18 protein-coding genes are annotated in these 18,378 nt (G+C 70.7%); 6 read left to right on the top strand and 12 right to left on the bottom strand.

The genetic code is table 11. The features are described 5' to 3' along the window. The first annotated feature begins 88 nt into the window (after positions 1-88). From KBX63_RS29955 to KBX63_RS29945, 3 genes are read left to right on the top strand one after another with little or no spacing between them, the layout of a single operon-like run. Entirely contained in the window at positions 89-922 is an 834-nt protein-coding gene (locus tag KBX63_RS29955; RefSeq protein ID WP_247663648.1) for a sensor histidine kinase, read from the top strand. After that, a complete protein-coding gene (locus KBX63_RS29950) occupies positions 919-1,608 on the top strand; it encodes a response regulator transcription factor (RefSeq protein ID WP_210917038.1) in 690 nt (229 codons plus the stop codon). The genes KBX63_RS29955 and KBX63_RS29950 overlap by 4 nt, the downstream gene beginning before the upstream one ends. Positions 1,609-1,625: 17 nt before the next feature. Next, positions 1,626-2,204 (top strand): GNAT family N-acetyltransferase, encoded by a 579-nt coding sequence (locus tag KBX63_RS29945; RefSeq protein ID WP_210917036.1) that lies wholly within the window; start codon positions 1,626-1,628, stop codon positions 2,202-2,204. Between the two features lie 6 nt (positions 2,205-2,210). Here the strand turns inward: KBX63_RS29945 and KBX63_RS29940 are convergent, their stop codons facing one another. The 4 genes from KBX63_RS29940 to KBX63_RS29925 are packed head-to-tail and all read right to left on the bottom strand — an operon-like array spanning position 2,211 to position 7,779. Further along, positions 2,211-2,777, bottom strand: coding sequence for a maleylpyruvate isomerase N-terminal domain-containing protein (locus KBX63_RS29940; protein WP_210917079.1), 567 nt, complete (start codon positions 2,775-2,777; stop codon positions 2,211-2,213). Positions 2,778-2,832: 55 nt separating this feature from the next. Next, positions 2,833-4,638 (bottom strand): serine hydrolase domain-containing protein, encoded by a 1,806-nt coding sequence (locus KBX63_RS29935; RefSeq protein ID WP_210917034.1) that lies wholly within the window; start codon positions 4,636-4,638, stop codon positions 2,833-2,835. An 11-nt stretch (positions 4,639-4,649) separates the two neighbouring features. Then, the gene (locus tag KBX63_RS29930; RefSeq protein ID WP_210917030.1) at positions 4,650-5,951 is read right to left on the bottom strand and encodes an exo-beta-N-acetylmuramidase NamZ domain-containing protein; all 1,302 of its coding nucleotides are present in this window, start codon (positions 5,949-5,951) and stop codon (positions 4,650-4,652) included. Positions 5,952-5,961: 10 nt separating this feature from the next. Continuing rightward, positions 5,962-7,779, bottom strand: a complete 1,818-nt coding sequence (locus KBX63_RS29925) for a glycoside hydrolase family 3 protein (RefSeq protein WP_210917028.1) — start codon at positions 7,777-7,779, stop codon at positions 5,962-5,964. A gap of 270 nt (positions 7,780-8,049) precedes the next feature. On the opposite strand from KBX63_RS29925, the gene KBX63_RS29920 reads away from it, so the two are divergent. From KBX63_RS29920 to KBX63_RS29910, 3 genes are read left to right on the top strand one after another with little or no spacing between them, the layout of a single operon-like run. Further along, a complete protein-coding gene (locus KBX63_RS29920; RefSeq protein WP_210917027.1) occupies positions 8,050-8,376 on the top strand; it encodes a PadR family transcriptional regulator in 327 nt (108 codons plus the stop codon). After that, positions 8,373-8,729, top strand: a complete 357-nt coding sequence (locus KBX63_RS29915) for a DUF1048 domain-containing protein (RefSeq protein WP_210917026.1) — start codon at positions 8,373-8,375, stop codon at positions 8,727-8,729. Before KBX63_RS29920 ends, KBX63_RS29915 begins: the two co-directional genes overlap by 4 nt. Position 8,730: 1 nt before the next feature. Beyond that, a complete protein-coding gene (locus KBX63_RS29910) occupies positions 8,731-9,057 on the top strand; it encodes a DUF1048 domain-containing protein (protein WP_210917025.1) in 327 nt (108 codons plus the stop codon). Positions 9,058-9,185: 128 nt separating this feature from the next. Here KBX63_RS29910 and KBX63_RS29905 read toward each other — a convergent pair whose 3' ends face one another. From KBX63_RS29905 to KBX63_RS29870, 8 genes are all read right to left on the bottom strand, one after another. Further along, the gene (locus KBX63_RS29905) at positions 9,186-9,668 is read right to left on the bottom strand and encodes a hypothetical protein (RefSeq protein ID WP_210917024.1); all 483 of its coding nucleotides are present in this window, start codon (positions 9,666-9,668) and stop codon (positions 9,186-9,188) included. A 613-nt stretch (positions 9,669-10,281) separates the two neighbouring features. Continuing rightward, entirely contained in the window at positions 10,282-11,220 is a 939-nt protein-coding gene (locus KBX63_RS29900) for a cyclase family protein (RefSeq protein WP_210917022.1), read from the bottom strand. Between the two features lie 239 nt (positions 11,221-11,459). Continuing rightward, the gene (rox, locus tag KBX63_RS29895) at positions 11,460-12,884 is read right to left on the bottom strand and encodes a rifampin monooxygenase (RefSeq protein ID WP_210917020.1); all 1,425 of its coding nucleotides are present in this window, start codon (positions 12,882-12,884) and stop codon (positions 11,460-11,462) included. Positions 12,885-13,144: 260 nt separating this feature from the next. Further along, positions 13,145-13,891 carry a DUF6338 family protein gene (locus KBX63_RS29890; protein WP_210917019.1) on the bottom strand — a complete coding sequence of 249 codons (747 nt, stop codon included), beginning with the start codon at positions 13,889-13,891 and terminating at the stop codon, positions 13,145-13,147. Then, complete coding sequence (locus KBX63_RS29885) at positions 13,881-14,099, bottom strand: hypothetical protein (RefSeq protein WP_210917018.1); 219 nt, start codon at positions 14,097-14,099, stop codon at positions 13,881-13,883. The genes KBX63_RS29890 and KBX63_RS29885 overlap by 11 nt, the downstream gene beginning before the upstream one ends. Next, entirely contained in the window at positions 14,089-16,728 is a 2,640-nt protein-coding gene (locus KBX63_RS29880; protein WP_210917017.1) for a CHAT domain-containing protein, read from the bottom strand. The genes KBX63_RS29885 and KBX63_RS29880 overlap by 11 nt, the downstream gene beginning before the upstream one ends. A gap of 132 nt (positions 16,729-16,860) precedes the next feature. After that, on the bottom strand, positions 16,861-17,322 hold the full coding sequence (locus KBX63_RS29875) for an HNH endonuclease (RefSeq protein ID WP_210917015.1): 462 nt from the start codon (positions 17,320-17,322) through the stop codon (positions 16,861-16,863). Between the two features lie 250 nt (positions 17,323-17,572). Beyond that, entirely contained in the window at positions 17,573-18,307 is a 735-nt protein-coding gene (locus KBX63_RS29870) for an SDR family oxidoreductase (protein WP_210917014.1), read from the bottom strand. Between the last annotated feature and the right edge of the window lie 71 nt (positions 18,308-18,378).

Genomic DNA, 18,378 nt, shown 5'->3' with positions numbered 1-18,378 from the left:
GGATGTACGGCCGTGGACACGGAGGCTGATGCGGCGCCGCGCGGCGGTCTGCGAGGGTATCCGGGTGGGAGCATCCTCGACGGCGTGGCTGGTCGTCGCCCTCGTGGTCGCCACCGCGGGCGCGGGATGGCTGTGGCTCGCGCTGGCTCGGGCGCGGCGGCTGCACCGCCGTGCCGTCGAGCGCCAGGGCTGGCTCCTGGAGCGGGAACGGGAGGCCGCCGCCCGCGCCGCCGTCGACACCGAGCGCGCCCGGATCGCCCGCGAACTGCACGACATCGTCAGCCACAACGTCAGCATCATGGTGGTGCAGGCGGCTGCGGCGCGGGAGATCCTCACGACGATGCCGGGGGAGGCCGCTGCGGCCCTCGAAGCGGTCGAGGGGGCCGGTCGGGGCGCGATGACCGAGTTACGACACCTGCTCGGCCTGCTCGCGCCGCCGACCGACGGACGGGAAGGCCCAACGGCGGCCGACGGTCACAACGGCGACGGCATGCGGCTGGAGCCTCAACCGAGCCTCAGCCGGCTCGGCGTGCTCGTCGACCGGATCGCGTTCGCCGGGCTGCCGGTGGAGGTGCGGATCTCCGGTGAGCCGCGCCCGCTGCTCCCCGGCATCGACGTGACCGCGTACCGGATCGTGCAGGAGGCGCTCACCAACGCGCTCAAGCACGGTGACGGCGGCAGGGCCGAGGTGACGATCCGATACGCCGAACGGTCCCTGCGGGTCGAGGTGCTCAACGCCGGTCCGAGTGTCCTGTCCGGCAGCGCCATGGTGCCACGGGCGCGGCGCGACGGTGACGGCGCGGGCCGCGGCCTGCTCGGGCTCCGGGAGCGGGTAGCCGTCTACGGTGGCGACCTTGACGCGCGCCGACGCCTCGGCGGCGGCTACCGGGTCCGGGCCCGCATCCCGCTGGACCGGCCGTGACACCGCCGGGTTCGACAGCCGCGCCGCGGGTCGTCATCGCCGACGACCAGGAGTTGATCCGTACCGGCTTCCGCCTGATCCTGACCGCGCGCGGGATCGACGTGGTCGGCGAGGCGTGCGATGGCGCCGAGGCGGTGGCCGTCGCACGCCGACTGCGCCCCGATGTCGTGCTCATGGACATCCGGATGCCGGTCATGGACGGGTTGGAGGCCGCCCGCCGCATCCTGGCGCAGAGCCCGCACTGCCGGGTGCTCATGCTGACCACGTTCGACCTCGACCGGTACGTGTACGCGGCCCTGTCCCTCGGCGCGAGCGGCTTCCTGCTCAAGGACGTCACCGCCGAGCACCTCGCCAACGCCGTCCGGCTCGTCGACACCGGCGACGCGCTGCTCGCCCCGTCGATCACGCGGCGGCTCGTGGAGCGCTTCGCCGTCGCCGACCAGCGCCCGGCCGAACAGCCGGGGCGCCGCCGCGACCTCGAAGGGCTGACGCCTCGTGAGCGTGAGGTGCTGACGCTGCTCGGCCGTGGCCTGTCCAACACCGAGCTGGCGCGGGTCCTGACCCTGAGCGAGGCGACGGTCAAGACCCACGTCGCCCGCATCTTCGCCAAGCTGTCGCTGCGCGACCGGGCACAGGCGGTGGTCGTGGCCTACGAGGCGGGTCTGGTCACCCCCGGGGAGCTGTAGGCGCGCAGACTGTGCGGATGCGGACCGAGCTGCGAGCAGTGGACACCTCGTCGGCGCCGGACCTCGTCCTGCGGCCCTGGCGCGCGGACGACCTGGACGCGCTGATCGAGGTGTATCGGGATCCGGTGCTGCAACGGTGGACCCGGCACCCGGTGACCACCGCCGACCAGGGACGGCAGTGGCTGAAGCAGACCCAGCAGGACTGGGACGACGGCCGGCGGTTCAGTTTCGCCGTGCTGGAGGACGTCGCGGACGGTCCACGACTGGTGGCGAACGTGGTGCTCAAGGGGGTCACGCCCGGCGGGCCGGCGGCCGAGGTCGGCTACTGGACGGCGGCGTGGGCGCGCGGCCGGGGCGTCGCCCCGCGCGCGGTCACCGCGCTCAGCCGGTGGGCGTTCGCGCAGTTCACCGGGCTCGAGCGCCTCGACCTGCTGCACCAGGTGGACAACCCGGCCTCCTGTCGGGTGGCGGAGAAGAGCGGCTACCTCTTCCAGGAGGTGCTGCCGGCCTATCCACCCTTCCCGCGCGACGGCCACCGGCACGCGTTGACCGCTTCCGGGCCTGTCGCCGCCACGGTGTCCGGCGACGCCCGGTAGGGCGGGTCAGTCCAGCGCGGCGCGCCAACTCCACGAGGTGCGCCGCGCCCGACCGGGCAGCTCACCACGGCCGGTCATCCACAGCAGCACCTCGGGTGCGGCGCCGGCCGGCGCGTCCGGGAAGAGCCGCCGCAGCACCAGGGCGCTCAGCCGTCGCGGCGGCTGCCACGACACACCGAGGCCCAGGGTGATGTCGTGCGTGTGCAGCAGGGTCTCGGCCACTCCCATCGCGGCGAAACCGGCCGGGTCGCACGGGCCGAAGTGCCAGGCCCGTGCGTCGGGTGGGGCGGCGTCGACCGCGACGGCGAGCAGCCCGGCGCAGGCGCGCACCACGGTCAGCACCTGCGCCGGCGTCGCGTCGGGGGAGACCCGCAGGTCGTACGGCAGGTAGCCGTCATCCGGTCGGCCGGTGACCTGGCCGGCGTAGCCGAGCAGGTCGTGCGCCACGTGGGCCGCGGTGGTCCAGCAGCTCCAGGTCAGCGTGCCGGCCGGCACCGACCAGTCCCGCTCCCGGTGCGGGTCGAGCACCCGGGTCATCTCCTCGGTCGCGTCCCGCACGGCGGCGCCGTCCATTCCTGTCACCCGTCGACCCTCGCAGCGCCCGCCGGTCGCCGCAACGGGAATCGGCTCAGCTGCGCGCGGGCGACCACCCGTCGGCGACGAGCCGGGAGGCGTCGCCGCCTTCGCCGTGGAAGAGGACGCCGGTCCGGTCCGCCGCGACGACCCGGTCGACGTAGACCCCACGCCCCTGCCCGGAGCCGTCCGTGCTGCTGCTCCACCGCAGGTGGGTGGCATGGTCGGGCAACGTCACGGAGACCTGCCACCAGACCCGGCCGCCGTAGCCGGTCACCGTGCCGTCGGCGCTCCACCGTCGCCCGGCGTCGCGCAGCCGCATGGTTGCCGGCACCCAGGTCTGCCCCCCGTCGGTGGAGATCTCGAACCGCGCGCTGTCGTAGCGGGGCTCGGTGTCGTACCAGAGCAGGAAACTCGCCGTCCCACCCCGCGCCGGCCGGCGCAGTGGGGCGGTGAGAGTGCTCGTCGCGGAGTCGCGTGGTTCGGCCCGCCAGGCGCTGGCCGAGCGCGGGCGCACCGGCATCGCCTCCGCGAGGTCCCGCGCGACCGCGCGGCGGGCCACGTTGTTGCTGCCCCAGCCACGATCGGGGTGCACCCGGTTGCTGAGCAGGATGACGAACGAGTGGGAGAGCGGGTCGATGACGATGGACGTCCCGGTGAAACCGGTGTGCCCGAAGCCCACCGGCGAGGACAGGCCCATCATGTACCAGTGCTTGTTCAGTTCGAAGCCGAGCCCGCGGTCGCTCTCCGGGTAGGCCGACTCCAGCGGCGCGTTGTAGTTGACCAGCATCGCGCGCACCGTGTCCGACCGTAGGATCCGGCGGCCACGGTACTCACCGCCGTTGAGCAGTGACTGGCAGAGGACGGCCAGGTCCGCCGCGGTGGAGAAGACCCCGGCGTGCCCGGCCACCCCGCCGAGCGACCAGGCGTTCTCGTCGTGCACCTCGCCCCAGACCATGCCGCGCCCGGCGTACGGCTGGTATTCGGTCGCGGCGATCCGCGACCGTCGCTCCGGGCCCGGGTTGTAGCCGGTGTCGGACATGCCCAGCGGCCCGGTCACGCCGTCACGGACCAGGTCGGCCAGCGGCCGGCCGGTGACCCGTTCCACCAGGACGCCCAGTGCGATCAGCCCGAGGTCCGAGTAGACGTACCGGGAACCGGGCGTCGCACCGGCGGCCAGTGGCGTGGCGAGCGCGGCGGCGAACCGCTCGGCCGGCGTCGGGTACCTGCTCCACAACGCCGTGAACGCGGGCAGACCCGACGTGTGGGTGAGCAGCATCCGCACGGTGACCGCCGCCTTGCCGCCGGCGGCGAACTCCGGGACGTACCGGGCGACCGGCGCGTCCAGCTCCACCCGAGCCCGTTCCACCTGCTGCATGGTGACGATCGTGGTGAACAGCTTTGACACCGACGCCAGGTCGAAGATGGTGTCCGGTCGGGTCGCGATCTGCTGGTCGGCGGGGAGTTCCACGCCGACCAGGCCGGGCGGTGGCCCGACGGCGGCGTACCGCACCGCGCTGCCGGCGGCGGCGTGCTGCACGATCACGCCGTCCTTGGCCGCCAGGACCACCCCGCCGGCGTACGCCGGGTATCCGGGATGGTCCGGCGTCGGCTGGAGGTACCCGGCCAGGTCGGCGGGGAGGCGGTCCACGTGCTCCGGGAGCAGACCGACCTGGCGGGCGTTGCCGCGGCGCAGCGTGTCGTGCCGGAACTGGATGTCGGCGGGAGTGACGGTCGGCGGTCCGGACGGGGCCGGGGGTGACGCGGCCACCCCGGCGGTGGCTGGCAGCGTCGTGCCCACGACCGCCAGGGCCAGGCCGAGCGCGATTGAGCGGAGCGGACGACGGGTCGACCTGGTCATGACCGCACTCCTCAGTAGAGCAGGTAGGGCCGGCGCTGCCGGTTGAAGGTGGCCAGCTCGTCGGCCCAGGCGCCGACGACGTCGTCCACGTCGGCTCCGGCGTCGATCTGGGTACGCAGTCGCGGCGAGCCGGTGAGCTTGTCGATCCAGTACGGGCGCACCGTGTCCCACGAGTCCCTCCGCCAGGCGAACGCCGGGTACTTGTGCGCCTCCACCAGCATCGCCACGCCGGTGCGGATCGGGTCGTACACCGCCGGGTCGACGACCTTGACCTCGACGCCGGCGCAGAGCTTGTTGAGCAGCGCGGGCTTCTGACCCGCCGAGGTCGGCGAGAAGTACGCCTCGCGGAACTCGACCCCGGGCAGGTTCCGGGCGTTGAGCCGGTCGCCCCAGTGGTGGTCGAAGTCGGTCGCCAGCCCACCGATCAGCTCGAACGGGCGGCACGTGCCGCGCCCCTCGGTGATCGACGCGACGCCTTCGAACAGGCCGGTGCCCGGGTAGACGAGGGCGGTGTCCGGGGTGGGCATGTTCGGGCTGGGCATCACCCAGGGCACGCCGGTGTCGGCGGCGAGGTCGTCGCGCTTCCAGTGCCGGCACCGCACCACGTGCAGATCGACCGGTCGCCCCGCCTCGGCGGGCAGGAGGGTGGCGTTGAAGAACCGGGCCAGCTCCCCGACGGTCATCCCGTGCTGCTGGATGATCTCCTTCAGCCCGACACCCGAGGTGTACGGGGTGGTCATCATCGGCCCGTACGCCCGGCCGCCGATCGGGTTGGGACGGTCCAGCACGACGTAGCGTCTGCCGACCCGGGCCGCGGCCACCATCGAGGTGTACATCGTCCAGATGTAGGTGTAGAAGCGGACCCCGACGTCCTGGATGTCGAAGACCACCGTGTCCACCCCGGCCTCGGTGAACATGGCTTCCCACCGGGCCTGCGAGGCGCCGTACGCGTCGTACACCGTGATGCCGGTGCGGGCGTCCACGCCGGTGCCCTCGCTCCCGCCTGCCTGCGCGGAGCCGCGGAAACCGTGCTCGGGGCCGAACGCCGCGACCAGTTGGACCCGGCCGGAGCCGTGCATCAGGTCGACGAGATGCCGGTAGGCCGCGTCCACGCCGGTCGGGTTGGAGACGACGCCCACCCGCTGGCCGGCGAGCTCGGCGAACCTCGAGGACACCAGCTCGTCCAGGCCGGTGCGGACCCGCCGGCCACCGGGGCTGGCCGCCGCGGGCGTCACGGCCGCGCCGACGCCGAGCGCCCCCGCACCCGCACCGACCGCGCCGACCGCGCCGACCAGGAAATTCCTCCGCTGCATTGGTTGCCTCCTACCAGCTCAGGCCGTGGCCGTAGGGGTAGAGCACGGAGCCCGATCCCTCGGCCGTGGGGATCGTGACGGGCAGCCGCCCGCTCGGGGACAGCTCGCCGTGCAGCGCCCGGACGAGGGCGTCCATCGCCGCCCGGGTGTACGAGTACGTCGCCAGGTAGGTGGTCACGCCCGGCAGGTACGCGATGTCGTAGGGATCGCGGACCGCCACGACAACCACGGGCTTCCCGGTCGCGAGCAGCGCCGCGACGAGGCGCTGCTGGGTGGCGCGCGGGTCGCTGACGGTGGTGTCCCACGCCTTGTTCACCAGCACGACGGTGAGGTCGTGCTCGGCGGCCTGGGTGGCCGTCGCGGCGATCACCGCGTCGGAGGGCAGGGTCGCCGGCCGGGCGGTGGCCCGGGCGCCGCGGGCCGTGAACCCGGCGGCGACCGTCGCGACCGGGGCGAAGGCGGCGCTGTCCCAGCCGGTGACCAGGACCGACCGGTCGGCGCGGGGCAGCGGCAGGGTTGCGGCGTCGTTGCGGACGGCGGTGAGCGTCGGGTCGGTGACCCGGGTGACCGCGGCGAGGTGCTCCGGTGCCCCGACCGTCCGTACCGCCTCTTCGACGTCAACCAGCGGCGACCGGGCCAGACCCTGGCGGTACTTCATGCCGAGGACGCGACGCACCGACTCGTCGATCCGTCGTTCGGTGAGTTCGCCGGTGGCGACGGCGCGCAGCACCGCGTCCCGCGCCAGCGCGAGGTTCGGCGGCATCAGGAGCTGGTCGGCGCCGGCCTTGAGCGCCAGTACGGGCACCCGCTCGTCGCCGTACTTCGCCCGCACGCCGGCCATGTTGAGCGCGTCGGTGACGATGACGCCCCGGAAGCCGAGTTCACCGCGCAGCACTCCGGTGAGGATCGTCGGAGACAACGTCGCGGGGTCGCCGGAGGGGTCGAGCGCGGGGATCACGATGTGCGCGGTCATGATCGATTCGACGCCGGCCCTGATCGCCCGCCGGAACGGTGGCGCGTCGATGCGGTCCCACTCGGCGCGACTGTGGTTGATCACCGGAAGGCCGGTGTGGCTGTCGGTGGCCGTGTCGCCGTGCCCGGGGAAGTGCTTCGCCACGGCGGTCACGCCGGCCCGGTCCTGGAAGCCGGTGACCTGGGCGGCGGTGAGGTCGGCCACCAGGGTGGGGTCGGCCCCGAAGGACCGCACGCCGATCACCGGGTTGCCCGCGTTGACGTTCACGTCGGCGATCGGCGCGTACGGCTGGCGGATGCCGACGGCCCGCAGCTCCCGCCCGGTGACGTCCGCCGCGATCCGGGCGGCCCTGGGCGACCGGGCGGCCCCCAGCGCCATCGCCCCGGGGAACTGGGCGGCGGGGGAGGGCATCCGCAGAACCGTGCCCTGCTCCTGGTCGGTGGAGATGAGCAGGGGCACCCGGCCCTTCGCGCCGTCGCCGAGGGCGGCCCGCTGGACTCCATTGGAGAGGGTGGCGATCTGGCGGGGACTGTCCAGGTTGTGCGACCAGGAGAAGTAGCAGACGCCGCCGAGGTGGTACCGCTCGATCACCTCGGCCGGTGTCTCCACACCGAACGCGGCGAGGTTCGCGGCCCGGTCGGCGGCAGTGGGGGCGGTGGCGTCACCACCGTAGACGTAGGTGGAGAAGAGCTGGCCCACCTTCTGTTCCAGGCTCATGTGCCGCAGCGTCGACGTGACCCAGCCGTGCTCGGCGGTCATGGGGCGCGCCGGGGTGGCGGCCTGGGCGGGGATGGGGGCGAGGGTGACCGCCAGTGTGGCCACCAGGGTGGTCGCGGTAACGAGTCGGGTCTGCATAGACGCCTCTCAGTCCGGGTGGCTGAAACTTAGCTACGCGTCCAACGCCCGTCAAGAAGCTAACCTACAAATGCTGGTGGCGATCGCGGGAAGTTCCCGGTCGCCGGCTGATCAGCCGGCTGCTCCGGGCGCGGCTGCCCGGATCTGGTCTCCCGTCGGTACCCGGCCTTTTCGGCCACCCGTACTTGGCGCTACCGCTAGCGGTACTCGGTGGTACGGTATAGCGGTACTCGGTGGTACGAGGTACCGGGGGACCGAAGAGGAGCCGGGATGGACGACCTGACGGAGATGCTGAAGGGCACGCTCGAGGGCTGCGTGCTCGAAATCATCGGCCGCGAGGAGACCTACGGGTACGCCATCACGCGTCGGCTGAACGAGCTCGGCTTCGCCGACGTCATCGAGGGGACGGTGTACACGATCTTGCTGCGACTGGAGAGGAACGGACTCGTCCAGGTGACGAAACGACCGTCCGAGGTGGGCCCGCCGCGCAAGTTCTACGCGCTCAACGACGCCGGGCGCGAGGAACTCGCGACGTTCTGGGCGAAATGGGAGTACGTCTCGGCACGCATCGACAGGCTCAAGGAGGGCGGGAGATGAGCTTCTGGGAGACCATCACAGGCAGCGACCTCACCAGGGAGTGGAAGGTCTTCGAAGCCCGGGCAGAGGCATTGCCGGCCGACCACCAGGCGGCCTGGAAACAGATCAAGGGCCACCTCTTCCCCTACGCGGGCTTCACAGGTCGCAACCTGATGCCGATCCTCGACGCCGCCCTGGGGCTGCTCGAAGAGGCATCGGCGGACGGGCAGAGCATCCGCGAGGTGCTCGGCGACGACATCCCCGGCTTTTGCAGGGCGTTGGCCGGCGGTGAGGGGGCCCGGACCTATCGCGACCGGTGGCGCGAGCAGTTGAACCGGAACATCACAAGGAAATTGGGCCGGCTAGGAGGCTGACGTGGGCATCCAGGACATCATTGAGGGCAAGAAGCAGTGGCGGGCGCACCTGGCTCGGGTCAAGGCGCTCCCGCCGGATTACCAGATCGTCTACAAGGAGATGCAGAGGTACCTGTTCAAGGTGGGACCGATCGACCTGCCTGACGGGCCCCTGCTCCCCGGGATCGTCGACTTCTTCGAGGAGGGCGTCACGGCCGGCAAGGGGGTTGTGGAACTCATCGGCACCGACGTCGCCGCCTTCTGCGACGACCTGGTCAAGGACTCGCGCACCTACGCGGACGTCTATCAGGAGTCCATCAGCGGGAACCCCGGCACGGACGGGAAGTAACACCCGTCGTCATGACATCGGGCGTAAGCCCGCACGACGCGCTGGCAAGCCGAGTAGCTCGCCGGCGCGTCGGCAGATTCTGCGCTTTCCCCCAGGGCCTGTGTCAACGAGAGCGCAGACCGCCACCACTACTTTCGCGGTGACTCCAAGGCTTCGGTGACGCCGCGGATGCCGGCGCGGATCATCTCGCCGTACGGGTCGTCCGGCAGCTGCCCGACGAAGCGCTGGGCCATGACCAGGTGCTCCCGGGCCACGGTGGTGTTGCCCAGGCGCCGGTGAACGTCGGCGAGGTTGAGGTGCAACGACGGCAGGAACCCCTGAACCTGCAGCGAGTGGTGGTGCTGCCGGGCACGTTCGTCGGTCAGCTCGGAAACGGCGGCCAGGGCGCGCTCGTCCCAGCTCAGTTCGGCTTCGGCGGTGTCCTGAAGGTCGGCGAGGTAGTGCGCGAGCGTGCAGCGGTGGAAAGCGTCACCGTCGGCGCCGATCTCGTCCCACAGCGCGGTGAGCATGTCGCGGGCGCGAACCTGCTGCCCTGATCGGCCGAGCTGCACCGCGTCGATGATGCGGCTCATGGTCGGATCGGGCGTCGGCAGATCGTCGTGGTCGTCCATTGCCGGAGATGCTCGGGCCTCAAGCCGGTCGAGGGTCAAACGGGCGCCGCATCGCTATTACCGGTTTGCCGGTAACGACAATCCGCTAAATCACCGCCACATAAGGGGCATACCGTGCACACATCATAATGACAGTTCTTGTGCGTAAGGACTCAGGATGGTGCAACGGCGGTCGATGACTCAGGGTGTTAGGTGGCGCCCCCGTTACGTCACTCCCGCGTCGCTCCTGGTCACATGCCCGGTGAGCCGGTATCCGCGACGCCTGCTCGGGCAGGAGCGTCCGTACCGAAGGGACCCAGGGTCAAGCGTCGATCAGGCCGATCGGCGGCACGAACGCCGTACCGGCCCCAGCCACTCCTCCGACCCGGCTTGGCTCAAGACAGCGTCGGGTGCGACGGCGGTGCAGATCGCGCACTCGCCGCGGCGTGGTGCGCGGGATATCGAGTCGGCGCATGACGACGCCGAGTTGGAGGTGTTGAAAGCTGCGGCTCGGTATCGTCCGACAGCCGGCCAGGCCTGGTTCCCGACCAGCACGGCGTGTCCTCACCGACCACGACCGCGTTCCAGGTGCGGGTCGGGCCGTTCATGGCATCGCACCCCTCGTGAACCGCGGTCAGAATGTGGCGATCGGGTTGACCGGGCTGCCGGACGTACCGGCGAAGCGGACCGGCGCGACTGCGAGGTGGAAGTCCCACTGGCCGAGCTCGGCAGCCGTTGTCGCGCACAACTCCAGGTCACAGTTGTCGAGCATCCACAGACCCATCGCGACGAGACTCACGGCGTGAACCGGCATCAACACGTCTTCGTACCCCGACGGCTGAACGTCCTGGGGGGTGTCAGCGCCGATCAGCGCGACGCCGCGTTCATGTAGCCACGGCAGGCATGACGCGTGCCAGCCGGCCTGCGTGAAACCGCTGGCCTCACCGGCCTCGTGCCGGAAGCGGCCATAGCCGGTCCGCAGGAGTACCGCATCGCCGGATCGCACCCGTACACCCTGGCGACGCTCGGCCTCCTCGAGATCGTCGGGAAACACACCCTGCCCCGGTTCCAACCACGGCACCTCGCGGGCCCTCGCAACGTCCAGCAGGACACCACGCGTGATGATTCCATTCGCCGCCGCCGTGACGGCCGCCCACGCCGATCCCGTTGCGGCGTCGACCAACGAGTGCGACCGCCCGTTGTACATCGTGCCGTCCCAGAAGATGTGGCACGGCGAGTCGACGTGGGTGAGGGTGTTGCCGTGGAACGTGATGCCGAGCCGCTCGGACGAAAAACCCCAACGCCGGTCGGCGTGGAAGCCGGGCACCGGCATGTTCTCGGCACCCGGCATGTCGGCGGCGCACGGGCACGTCGTCGTCGACCGCTCCATGTCTTGCGGTACGGCAACCTCCCACGCGCAGGACACGCTCCTGCCGTGGCGCACGGCCCGCGCCGCCGCCAGCCGGACGTCGTCGGTGATGTGGTTCAGAGTCCCGAGCTCGTCATCGTCGCCCCACCGTCCCCAGTTCGACAGCGTGTTGAAGTACCCGAGCACGTCGTCCTGTGTGGGCATCGGTCGCCCTGACGTCATCCCAGCATCGACTCCTCCGGTCACGCGGTTCGAGGCACCGCAGGTAGGGTATCCCGCCGCCGCCGCCGGACCGAAGACCGCAATGACTGGTCGATCAGACGACTCGTCCGCACCGCCGGCGCCGCGATCACCCAAGGTGCGCACCAACTCCTGGCCGGCAGCGCCGCCGATCTGCTCGCCATCTCGCCACGTGTTCGCGGGATGACCACACGAAGGCGCTGTCAGCTGACGGGCTTGCCGAACCAGCGGGAGAGGTGGTCGTCCAGGTCCTGCTGATCGTCGCCGATCCAGGCGACGTGGCCGTCGGGGCGCAGCAGGACGCACGGAACATCCAGCACCGCGGTGGGATCCCCGAGATAGTCGACCCGGTCCGACCAGCCGCCGACGGTCAGGCGTTCGGTGCGGTCCAGCAGCAGGCCACAGCCGCGATGCAGCAGGCCGTAGAGGTGGCCCTGTTTCACCTCGATGTCGTGCAGGCGGCGGCCGAGCAGGTCGGGGCCCGCGCCGAAGTCGTAGCGGATGCCGATCGCGGTGATCTTCTCGATCAGGTAGCGGTTCACCTCGTCGAAGTCCATCAGTTCGGTGAGCAGCCTGCGCGCGGCCTGCGGGCCCGGTTCGGTGGACAGCAGTTCCATCTGGGCGCGGGTGTTGTCCAGCACGTCCTCGGCGACCGGATGACGTTCGGCCTGGTAGGTGTCCAGCAGTGTTTCCGGCGCCCAGCGGCGGATCTGTGCGGCCAGTTTCCAGCCGAGGTTGAATGCGTCCTGAACGCCCAGGTTGAGGCCCTGTCCGCCGATGGGTGGATGGATGTGTGCCGCATCGCCGGCCAGCAGCACCCGCCCGACCCGATAACGTTCGGCTAGCCGGGTGGCATCGCCGAAGCGGGACAACCAGCGCGGGGAGTGCACGCCGAAATCGGTTCCGGCGATGGTAAGCAACTGTTGTTTGAAATCCTCGAGAGTGGGCGGTTCCGCGCGGTCGCTGACTCCCGCGGCGGGGACTACGACGCTATAGACCCCTGCGCCGAAGGGCCGGAGCCAGAATGGCTGATGGGTTTCGCGGATTTCGGTCACCTTGGCGGCGATCTCGTCCCACGGCATGCCCACTTCCATCTCGCCCATCAGCGTCTCGGTCCGTGCCGGCTCGCCGGGGAAGCCGACGCCGAGCAGTTTGCGCACCGTACTGCGCCCGCCGTCACAGCCGACGAGGTATCGCGAACGCAACTGTTCCCCGTCGGCCAGTTCGACGGTCACACCCTCGTCGTCCTGCTCGAAACCGGCGACCGCGCTACCGCGCCGGACCTGCGCACCCAGTTCGATCGCATGCTCTTCGAGCAGGTGAACGATGACCGGATGCGGGATGCCCAGCAGATAGGCGTACGCGGAATCCAGGCCCTCGGGCGCGGGTTTGTCGATGGCGGCGAAGAAGCCGCCGGCCGGACGCTGTCTTCCGTGTTCGAGAATGCGCTCCAGCAGTCCGCGCATCGCCATCAGCTCGAGACTGCGAATGTGCAGACCGACTATGCGGACGAACGACGCGGGCTCGGTCTCCTTCTCCAGGACGAGTACCCGCACATCGTGCAGCCGCAGTTCGGCGGCCAGCATCGCACCGGTCGGCCCGCACCCGGCAATGATCACGTCGAACATGAGGGGCGCCCGATCGGTGCCGGAGGCCGACGACGGCTCGGTGGTGAACCGCAGAGAGTGCATAGGTGTTGCCTTTCGGGAGTGCCTTGTTGGCGAGGCGCTCCCGGCGACACCTACGTCAATCGCCCGGCCGTGACAGGAAGGGGGAGCACCCACATCGATACAACGTTCATGGGTCTCACCTCCTCGGGCGGTGTCGCGGTCAACTGGAAGCTACCAGCCCGATGCGATCCCGCCCACCCCTTTCGCCCGGCACGTGATCACGACTCCAGACCGGACACCGCTCCGCCTTGCCCGACGACGCCCGGCCTCCGGCTCGGCTCGATCGACACATCTGAACCGCTGACCGCCGGACGACCTCGCGCCTGCAAGGAGGGGTAGGAGATGTGGACCACGCTGACGAGCGAGCCCGGAATCAGGATCAGCTTCGCTTCTGAGGCGGTGCGCGGATTGTCCCCGGGACCGGTCCATGCCAACGGGCGCTGAAGCACGATGTCGCGCCGGGCGGGATCCCGGTCGGTGGAGACGTACCGCAGCCGTCCCTCCACGAGCCGGCCGTCCGTCAGTTCGATCGCCAGGAACGGTTTGCGCCCCTGTGGAGAACGGTCGGTGAGCGCCCGTACGGCAACCGTGCCCTCACGCATTCCCGCGCCCTGTCGCTGTGTTGAGCGCTTGCCAGCGAACGAGCCGGCGAGAGTACTCAGCACGAGGCTGAGCGTCATGCTGAGTGCGGCGGACGCGACCCAGGACCACGGCCGGTCGCGGAAGTCCTCCGGCGTCGTGACGACTGTGTCCAGCGTGACCAGGGCGGGAATCAGCTCGCCCAGGGCTGCCGTGATCACGAGACCGACGACGGTGGTCAGGGCGCCCACGCTGAAGAGTTCCACGACCTCGGTGGTCGATGACCGGGCGTCCTTGGGGGAGAACCGGACGAACGCCTGGTGAAAGGCGAACCCGGGGGTCAGGGCGGCGAGCAGGAGCACCGCGGCGATGACGCTACCCGGCATCGGCTGCTTCCGGCTCGTCCGGCGTCTGCGGGATCGCCGTACCGGACGGCGGTGGCCCGGTCACCGCCGGCGGGAGTTCGACGTCATCTGCGTCGAGGTCCTCCCAGACGTACTCCCGGTCGGCGAGACCGCCGAAGTCGTCGAAATTCTCCCGCCCAGTCGACTCCGGTCCCTGCGGGGACTCCGCGCGACGTTCCTCATGCGACACTGCGCTGCTCCTGCTCGTCAGAGATGGACTGGTAAACGTCGGTGAACTGCGTGGTGATGCTGATGAGCCCTGCCCACAGCCAGGGCGGTACCGGCCCGCGCTCGCGCCGCCAGCGACGCTGGGCCGCGCGCAGAGCGGAGGAAGGGGGCACACCGTCGGCGAGCAACCGGTAGAGGATCGCCAGGATCCCGGCGGTGGGATGGCTGTACACCGGATTGGCGGTCGGGCCGTCGGGCAGGGGGAAGATGCCGCCGATCACCGTCTCGGCTCCGCGACAGAGGGCCGCCGTGGGAATGCCCAGCGGATCGGTGCCGTGGCGTTCGTCGAGTTCGGCGGAGAGGCAGGCGTTGATCATCAGGAGCTGCGGGAATCGCAACGTCAGCATGCGGGCTGCCGACAGCACCGTGTGACGGTCCAGCTTGAGGGCGTGTGCCAGGCCGGGGCGGCTGTTGCCGTGCACGGACACCACGGCGAGCGCGAGTGGAGCGCTGGCAGGGTCGAGGGCGTTCAGGAAGGTGGTGGGCTGGATCGCGTACTCGATGTCCGCGCCGTACGCCGCGTCCAGAGCTGCCCGCTCAATGGTCAACCCCTCCCGGTGGACGCCGGCCAGATAGGCGAGGGCCCGTACCGGGGCAGCCGGTGGTGGCGTCGGCGTGGTTGCCGGTTCCGGGGGATCCTCGACCAGGGACAGGCTGGGCAGCATGGCGAGTACGGCACGGTCCGCCAGGTACCCCTCAGCGTGCCCCGGCTCGACCTTCACCGCGGCCCACGGCACCCGCCACAGGATCGAGTCGGGTATGAGCAGCAGCCTGGGCACCTCTCCGCCCGGGTCCTGTTGCGCCAGCAGCGCCACCAGGTCGGCCGGCAACAGGAGCCCCGCCAGGTCGGTCCACGCGACGCTGTCGCCGTTGCGGAGATGGTGAAACCGAGGAGTCTTCCGCCAACCGGGTGCATCCGCCCGAACGCCTTCGGCCGCACCGACAGTCGACGGCGACTCCTCGTCGCTGCCGGGGTCTCGCCGGGGTTCCGCCTCCGGATCCGGTCCGACCGACAGGTCGGCGAGCCCGGCGACTTCGCCTATCAGCCGCGCCTGCCGCGCGTCCACCGGATGCAGGAAGGGGCGTCGGACGCCGTCGGGCGTCGTCCACAGGCCCGCGACGTGCATTGTGTCCCCATCTATCAGCAACCGCGTCTGCAGTACGTGTGTCTGCCACCGCACCGCCCAGGGTCCCGCGTCAGTGGGCGAGGCGGCCGTCCTGCCCTGCATGGAGCGTCGGAACCGGAGCGACACCAGACCCTCGAGGCGCTCATGGCACGCTGCCACGTCCTGCCGGCCGGCGGCCGCGACGGTCGCGGCCTGCGGGCTCTCCTCCTGCATGCCGAGGGTCAGGGCTTCGGAGACGGTACCCTCACGTGTCGCGATGGCGGCCAGCACCTCGACGATGCCCTGCAGGCTGGCTTCACCCAGATCATCGGGCTCGTCGACGAGGAGCTCACCGCGCAGCATCTGGCGTAGCGCGGTCCGGTTTCCGAGATCCAGCAGCGTGGCGAAGCCGTCGGTGGCCGCCACATCGCCACGCAGATGCAGTGCGTAGGCGCATTCGAACGCCGAGACTTCGTCCTCGCTGTAGATGTCGACGAAGTACGCCTGGGCATTGCGCCATCCCCAACCCCCGCGCAGGTCGGCCACCTCGTGCATCGTCCGCAGGTACCAGCGCAGCGCCTCGTGATGATCGCCGTGTGCCTCGGCCAGCTTGGCGAGGGCGACGAAGTGGCGCAGCCGGTGCGGCAGTGTGGCGTTGCCCCGCCGGTACGCGTCGGTGGCTTCGGTGACGAACCTCTTCGCGTCGTCGATCCGGCCCTCGTGGAGCGCCCACCGGGCCAGCATGTCGCAGGCGATGCCGTGTTGAGCGTGGCACCGCCACCGGATCGCCAGCTCGCGGGCGGTCATCATGTGGTCGGCCATGCGAACCGCATCGTCGTCGTTCAGCGCAATCACGGTGCGGAACAACTCCGTGCGGACACGGCTCAGCCGGTACATCCGACCGCCGCCGACCCGCACGGCTTCGGTCAGGGTCCGGTAGGCATCAGCGTTGCTGCCCCGGATCAGCTGTATCTTGCCGAGCTTCTCCAGCGCCTCCGAGTGAGCTGCACGGTCCCAGCGCTGCTCGTGCACGGCGACAGCGATCTGCATCTCGTGCTCGGCCCTCTCCAGGTCCCCCTGGGCTTCCGCGATGGCGCCGCGGACCATGGCGAACGCGCCAACCAGCAACGGTGCTCGTGTCATGGCCGGGGCGGCGGCGACAGCGTCCAGGATCTCAACGGCAGCGGCGACGTCCCCATGCTGAGCGATGGTCTCGGCTTGATGGACCCGGCCGTAGAGAGACCCTGCCTCCGGATCCTGCCCCAGCATCACGAACGCGTCGACGAGGCGGCGAATGCCATCCCACAGTGCGACGAGGACCGTCGCGCCGATGACGAGGACGACGATGAGCACCGCCACCGCCGGCCACCGGCCGGCCCGGACGACGAGCGACAGCGAGTATCCGAGCAGGCCCGCGGCGAGAAGCGTGCCCCACGCTGGAATGCGGGCTCTTGTCCGGGCGCTTCGTGGATCGCGGAAACCCATCATCACAACCGTCCCGTGTGGAGGCCGGTCAGCATACGGCTACGTTGACCGCCGTCGCTGTCTGTGTCCGGACACTCCAGGGGCTCCTGCGGCACTGACGACGCCGGTAGCCGTCGCGGCCACGGTGCCGGGCTACGAACGGCCGTACGCGGCGCGTGCCTGGGCCACCTCGGCCGCCGCGCGCTCACGCCACCGGCGCTGGGCCTCCCGGTTGCACGCCCGGCAGACCCGGCGGTAGCGGCCGGTGGCGGGGTCCAACTCGCGGTCGTGGCCGTTGCCGCACTGCGGTGCCTGCGACCGGCTGCGACAGGTCTCCGAGCGGCTGACCTGGCGCAGGTGCGTCGGCTCGATGCAGTCGGCGAGGCCGCAGATCTGGTCGACGTCGAGGGTGGGGTCGTACCCGCCGACGAGGACCACGAACGCGGCGATGTGCGCCCATGCCCGTCCGGCGACCTTCTGGTGGACGCCGCGTCGCTGACCGTAGCCGTGGATGACGAGGCAGCCGTCGTCGGTGCGGTGCGAGCGCCCCAGCAGGTACGCGCGCAGCGAGTCCTCGGTGTGGTACCGGGACAGACCCTTCACCGCGGCGAGCACGCCGTCACCGTACCCGTACCCCCTTGCCGTAACCTGCCGCGGCCGTGCCACCTGCGGGCGCGGCCGCCGCGGTGGTCGTCGGGGTTAGGGCCTGTGTCAAAGTCCTCGGTCGAGCCGAGGCGGAGTCCAGACGGCGGTCCGGCAAGGCGGAGATTGGCCCGGATACCGGTGTTGTATCCGGGCCAATCTCCAACGCGGCCGGTCGTCGTCTGGGCCCGCCGCAGGCCGGCCAGGGGCTTTGACACTGGCCCTAGCGCCCGAGCCACTCCCGGTAGGCGGTGGGCGCGATGACGGCGCCGTCGGTGGCGATGAGGACGTCGCCGGGCACGGCGGCGAACATGCCGGCGCTGTCGTCGGTGACGACGGTGCGCTGGTCACCGCGGGCCGTGAGGGTGATCCTGCCCAGTTCGTCGAGCGGGAAGACGTCGGGCCCGGCGATGTCGCGCGTGCCCTGAAGTGGGGCGCCCATGCTGACGTCGGCCACGGCCTGTGCGACGTCGGCCGCCGCGATGGGCTGCAGCGGATTGCTGGGCAGGCGGACGGCGTTCTCGTCGGCGGTCCAGGACATGACCGCGTCCATGAACTCGAAGAACTGGGTGGCGCGGACGATTGAGTACGGGACGGGACCGGCCTTGAGGATGTCCTCCTGGAGGACCTTGGCGCGGTAGTAGTCCAGGGCGGGAACCTGGTCGACGCCCACGATCGAGAGGATGACCGCGTGGCCGACACCTGCACGCTCGGCGGCGGCCAGCAGGTTGTCCATGGTCGTGCGGAAGAAGGCGGGGGAGGCCTCGTCGAAGGTCGGCGAGTTCGTCAGGTTGACGACGACCTCGGCGCCCTCGAGCGCCTCGGACAGACCCTGTCCGGTGAGCAGGTCCACCCCGGTGGACAGCGAGAGCGGCACCGCCTCGTGCCCGGCCTCGCGCAAGATCGTGACGACCTGTGAACCGATGAGGCCGGTTCCACCCAACACAGCGATCTTCATGTCCAGCACACCTTTCCCTGCGGATATGGCTCTTCTGGGGTTATGTGTCCGGCTGCTTCGTTGGAGCCGTT

It is taken from the genome of Micromonospora sp. U21, assembly GCF_018070045.1.
In the GTDB taxonomy this organism is placed as follows: Bacteria; Actinomycetota; Actinomycetes; order Mycobacteriales; family Micromonosporaceae; genus Micromonospora.
This window is presented reverse-complemented; position numbering and strand designations above follow the sequence as displayed.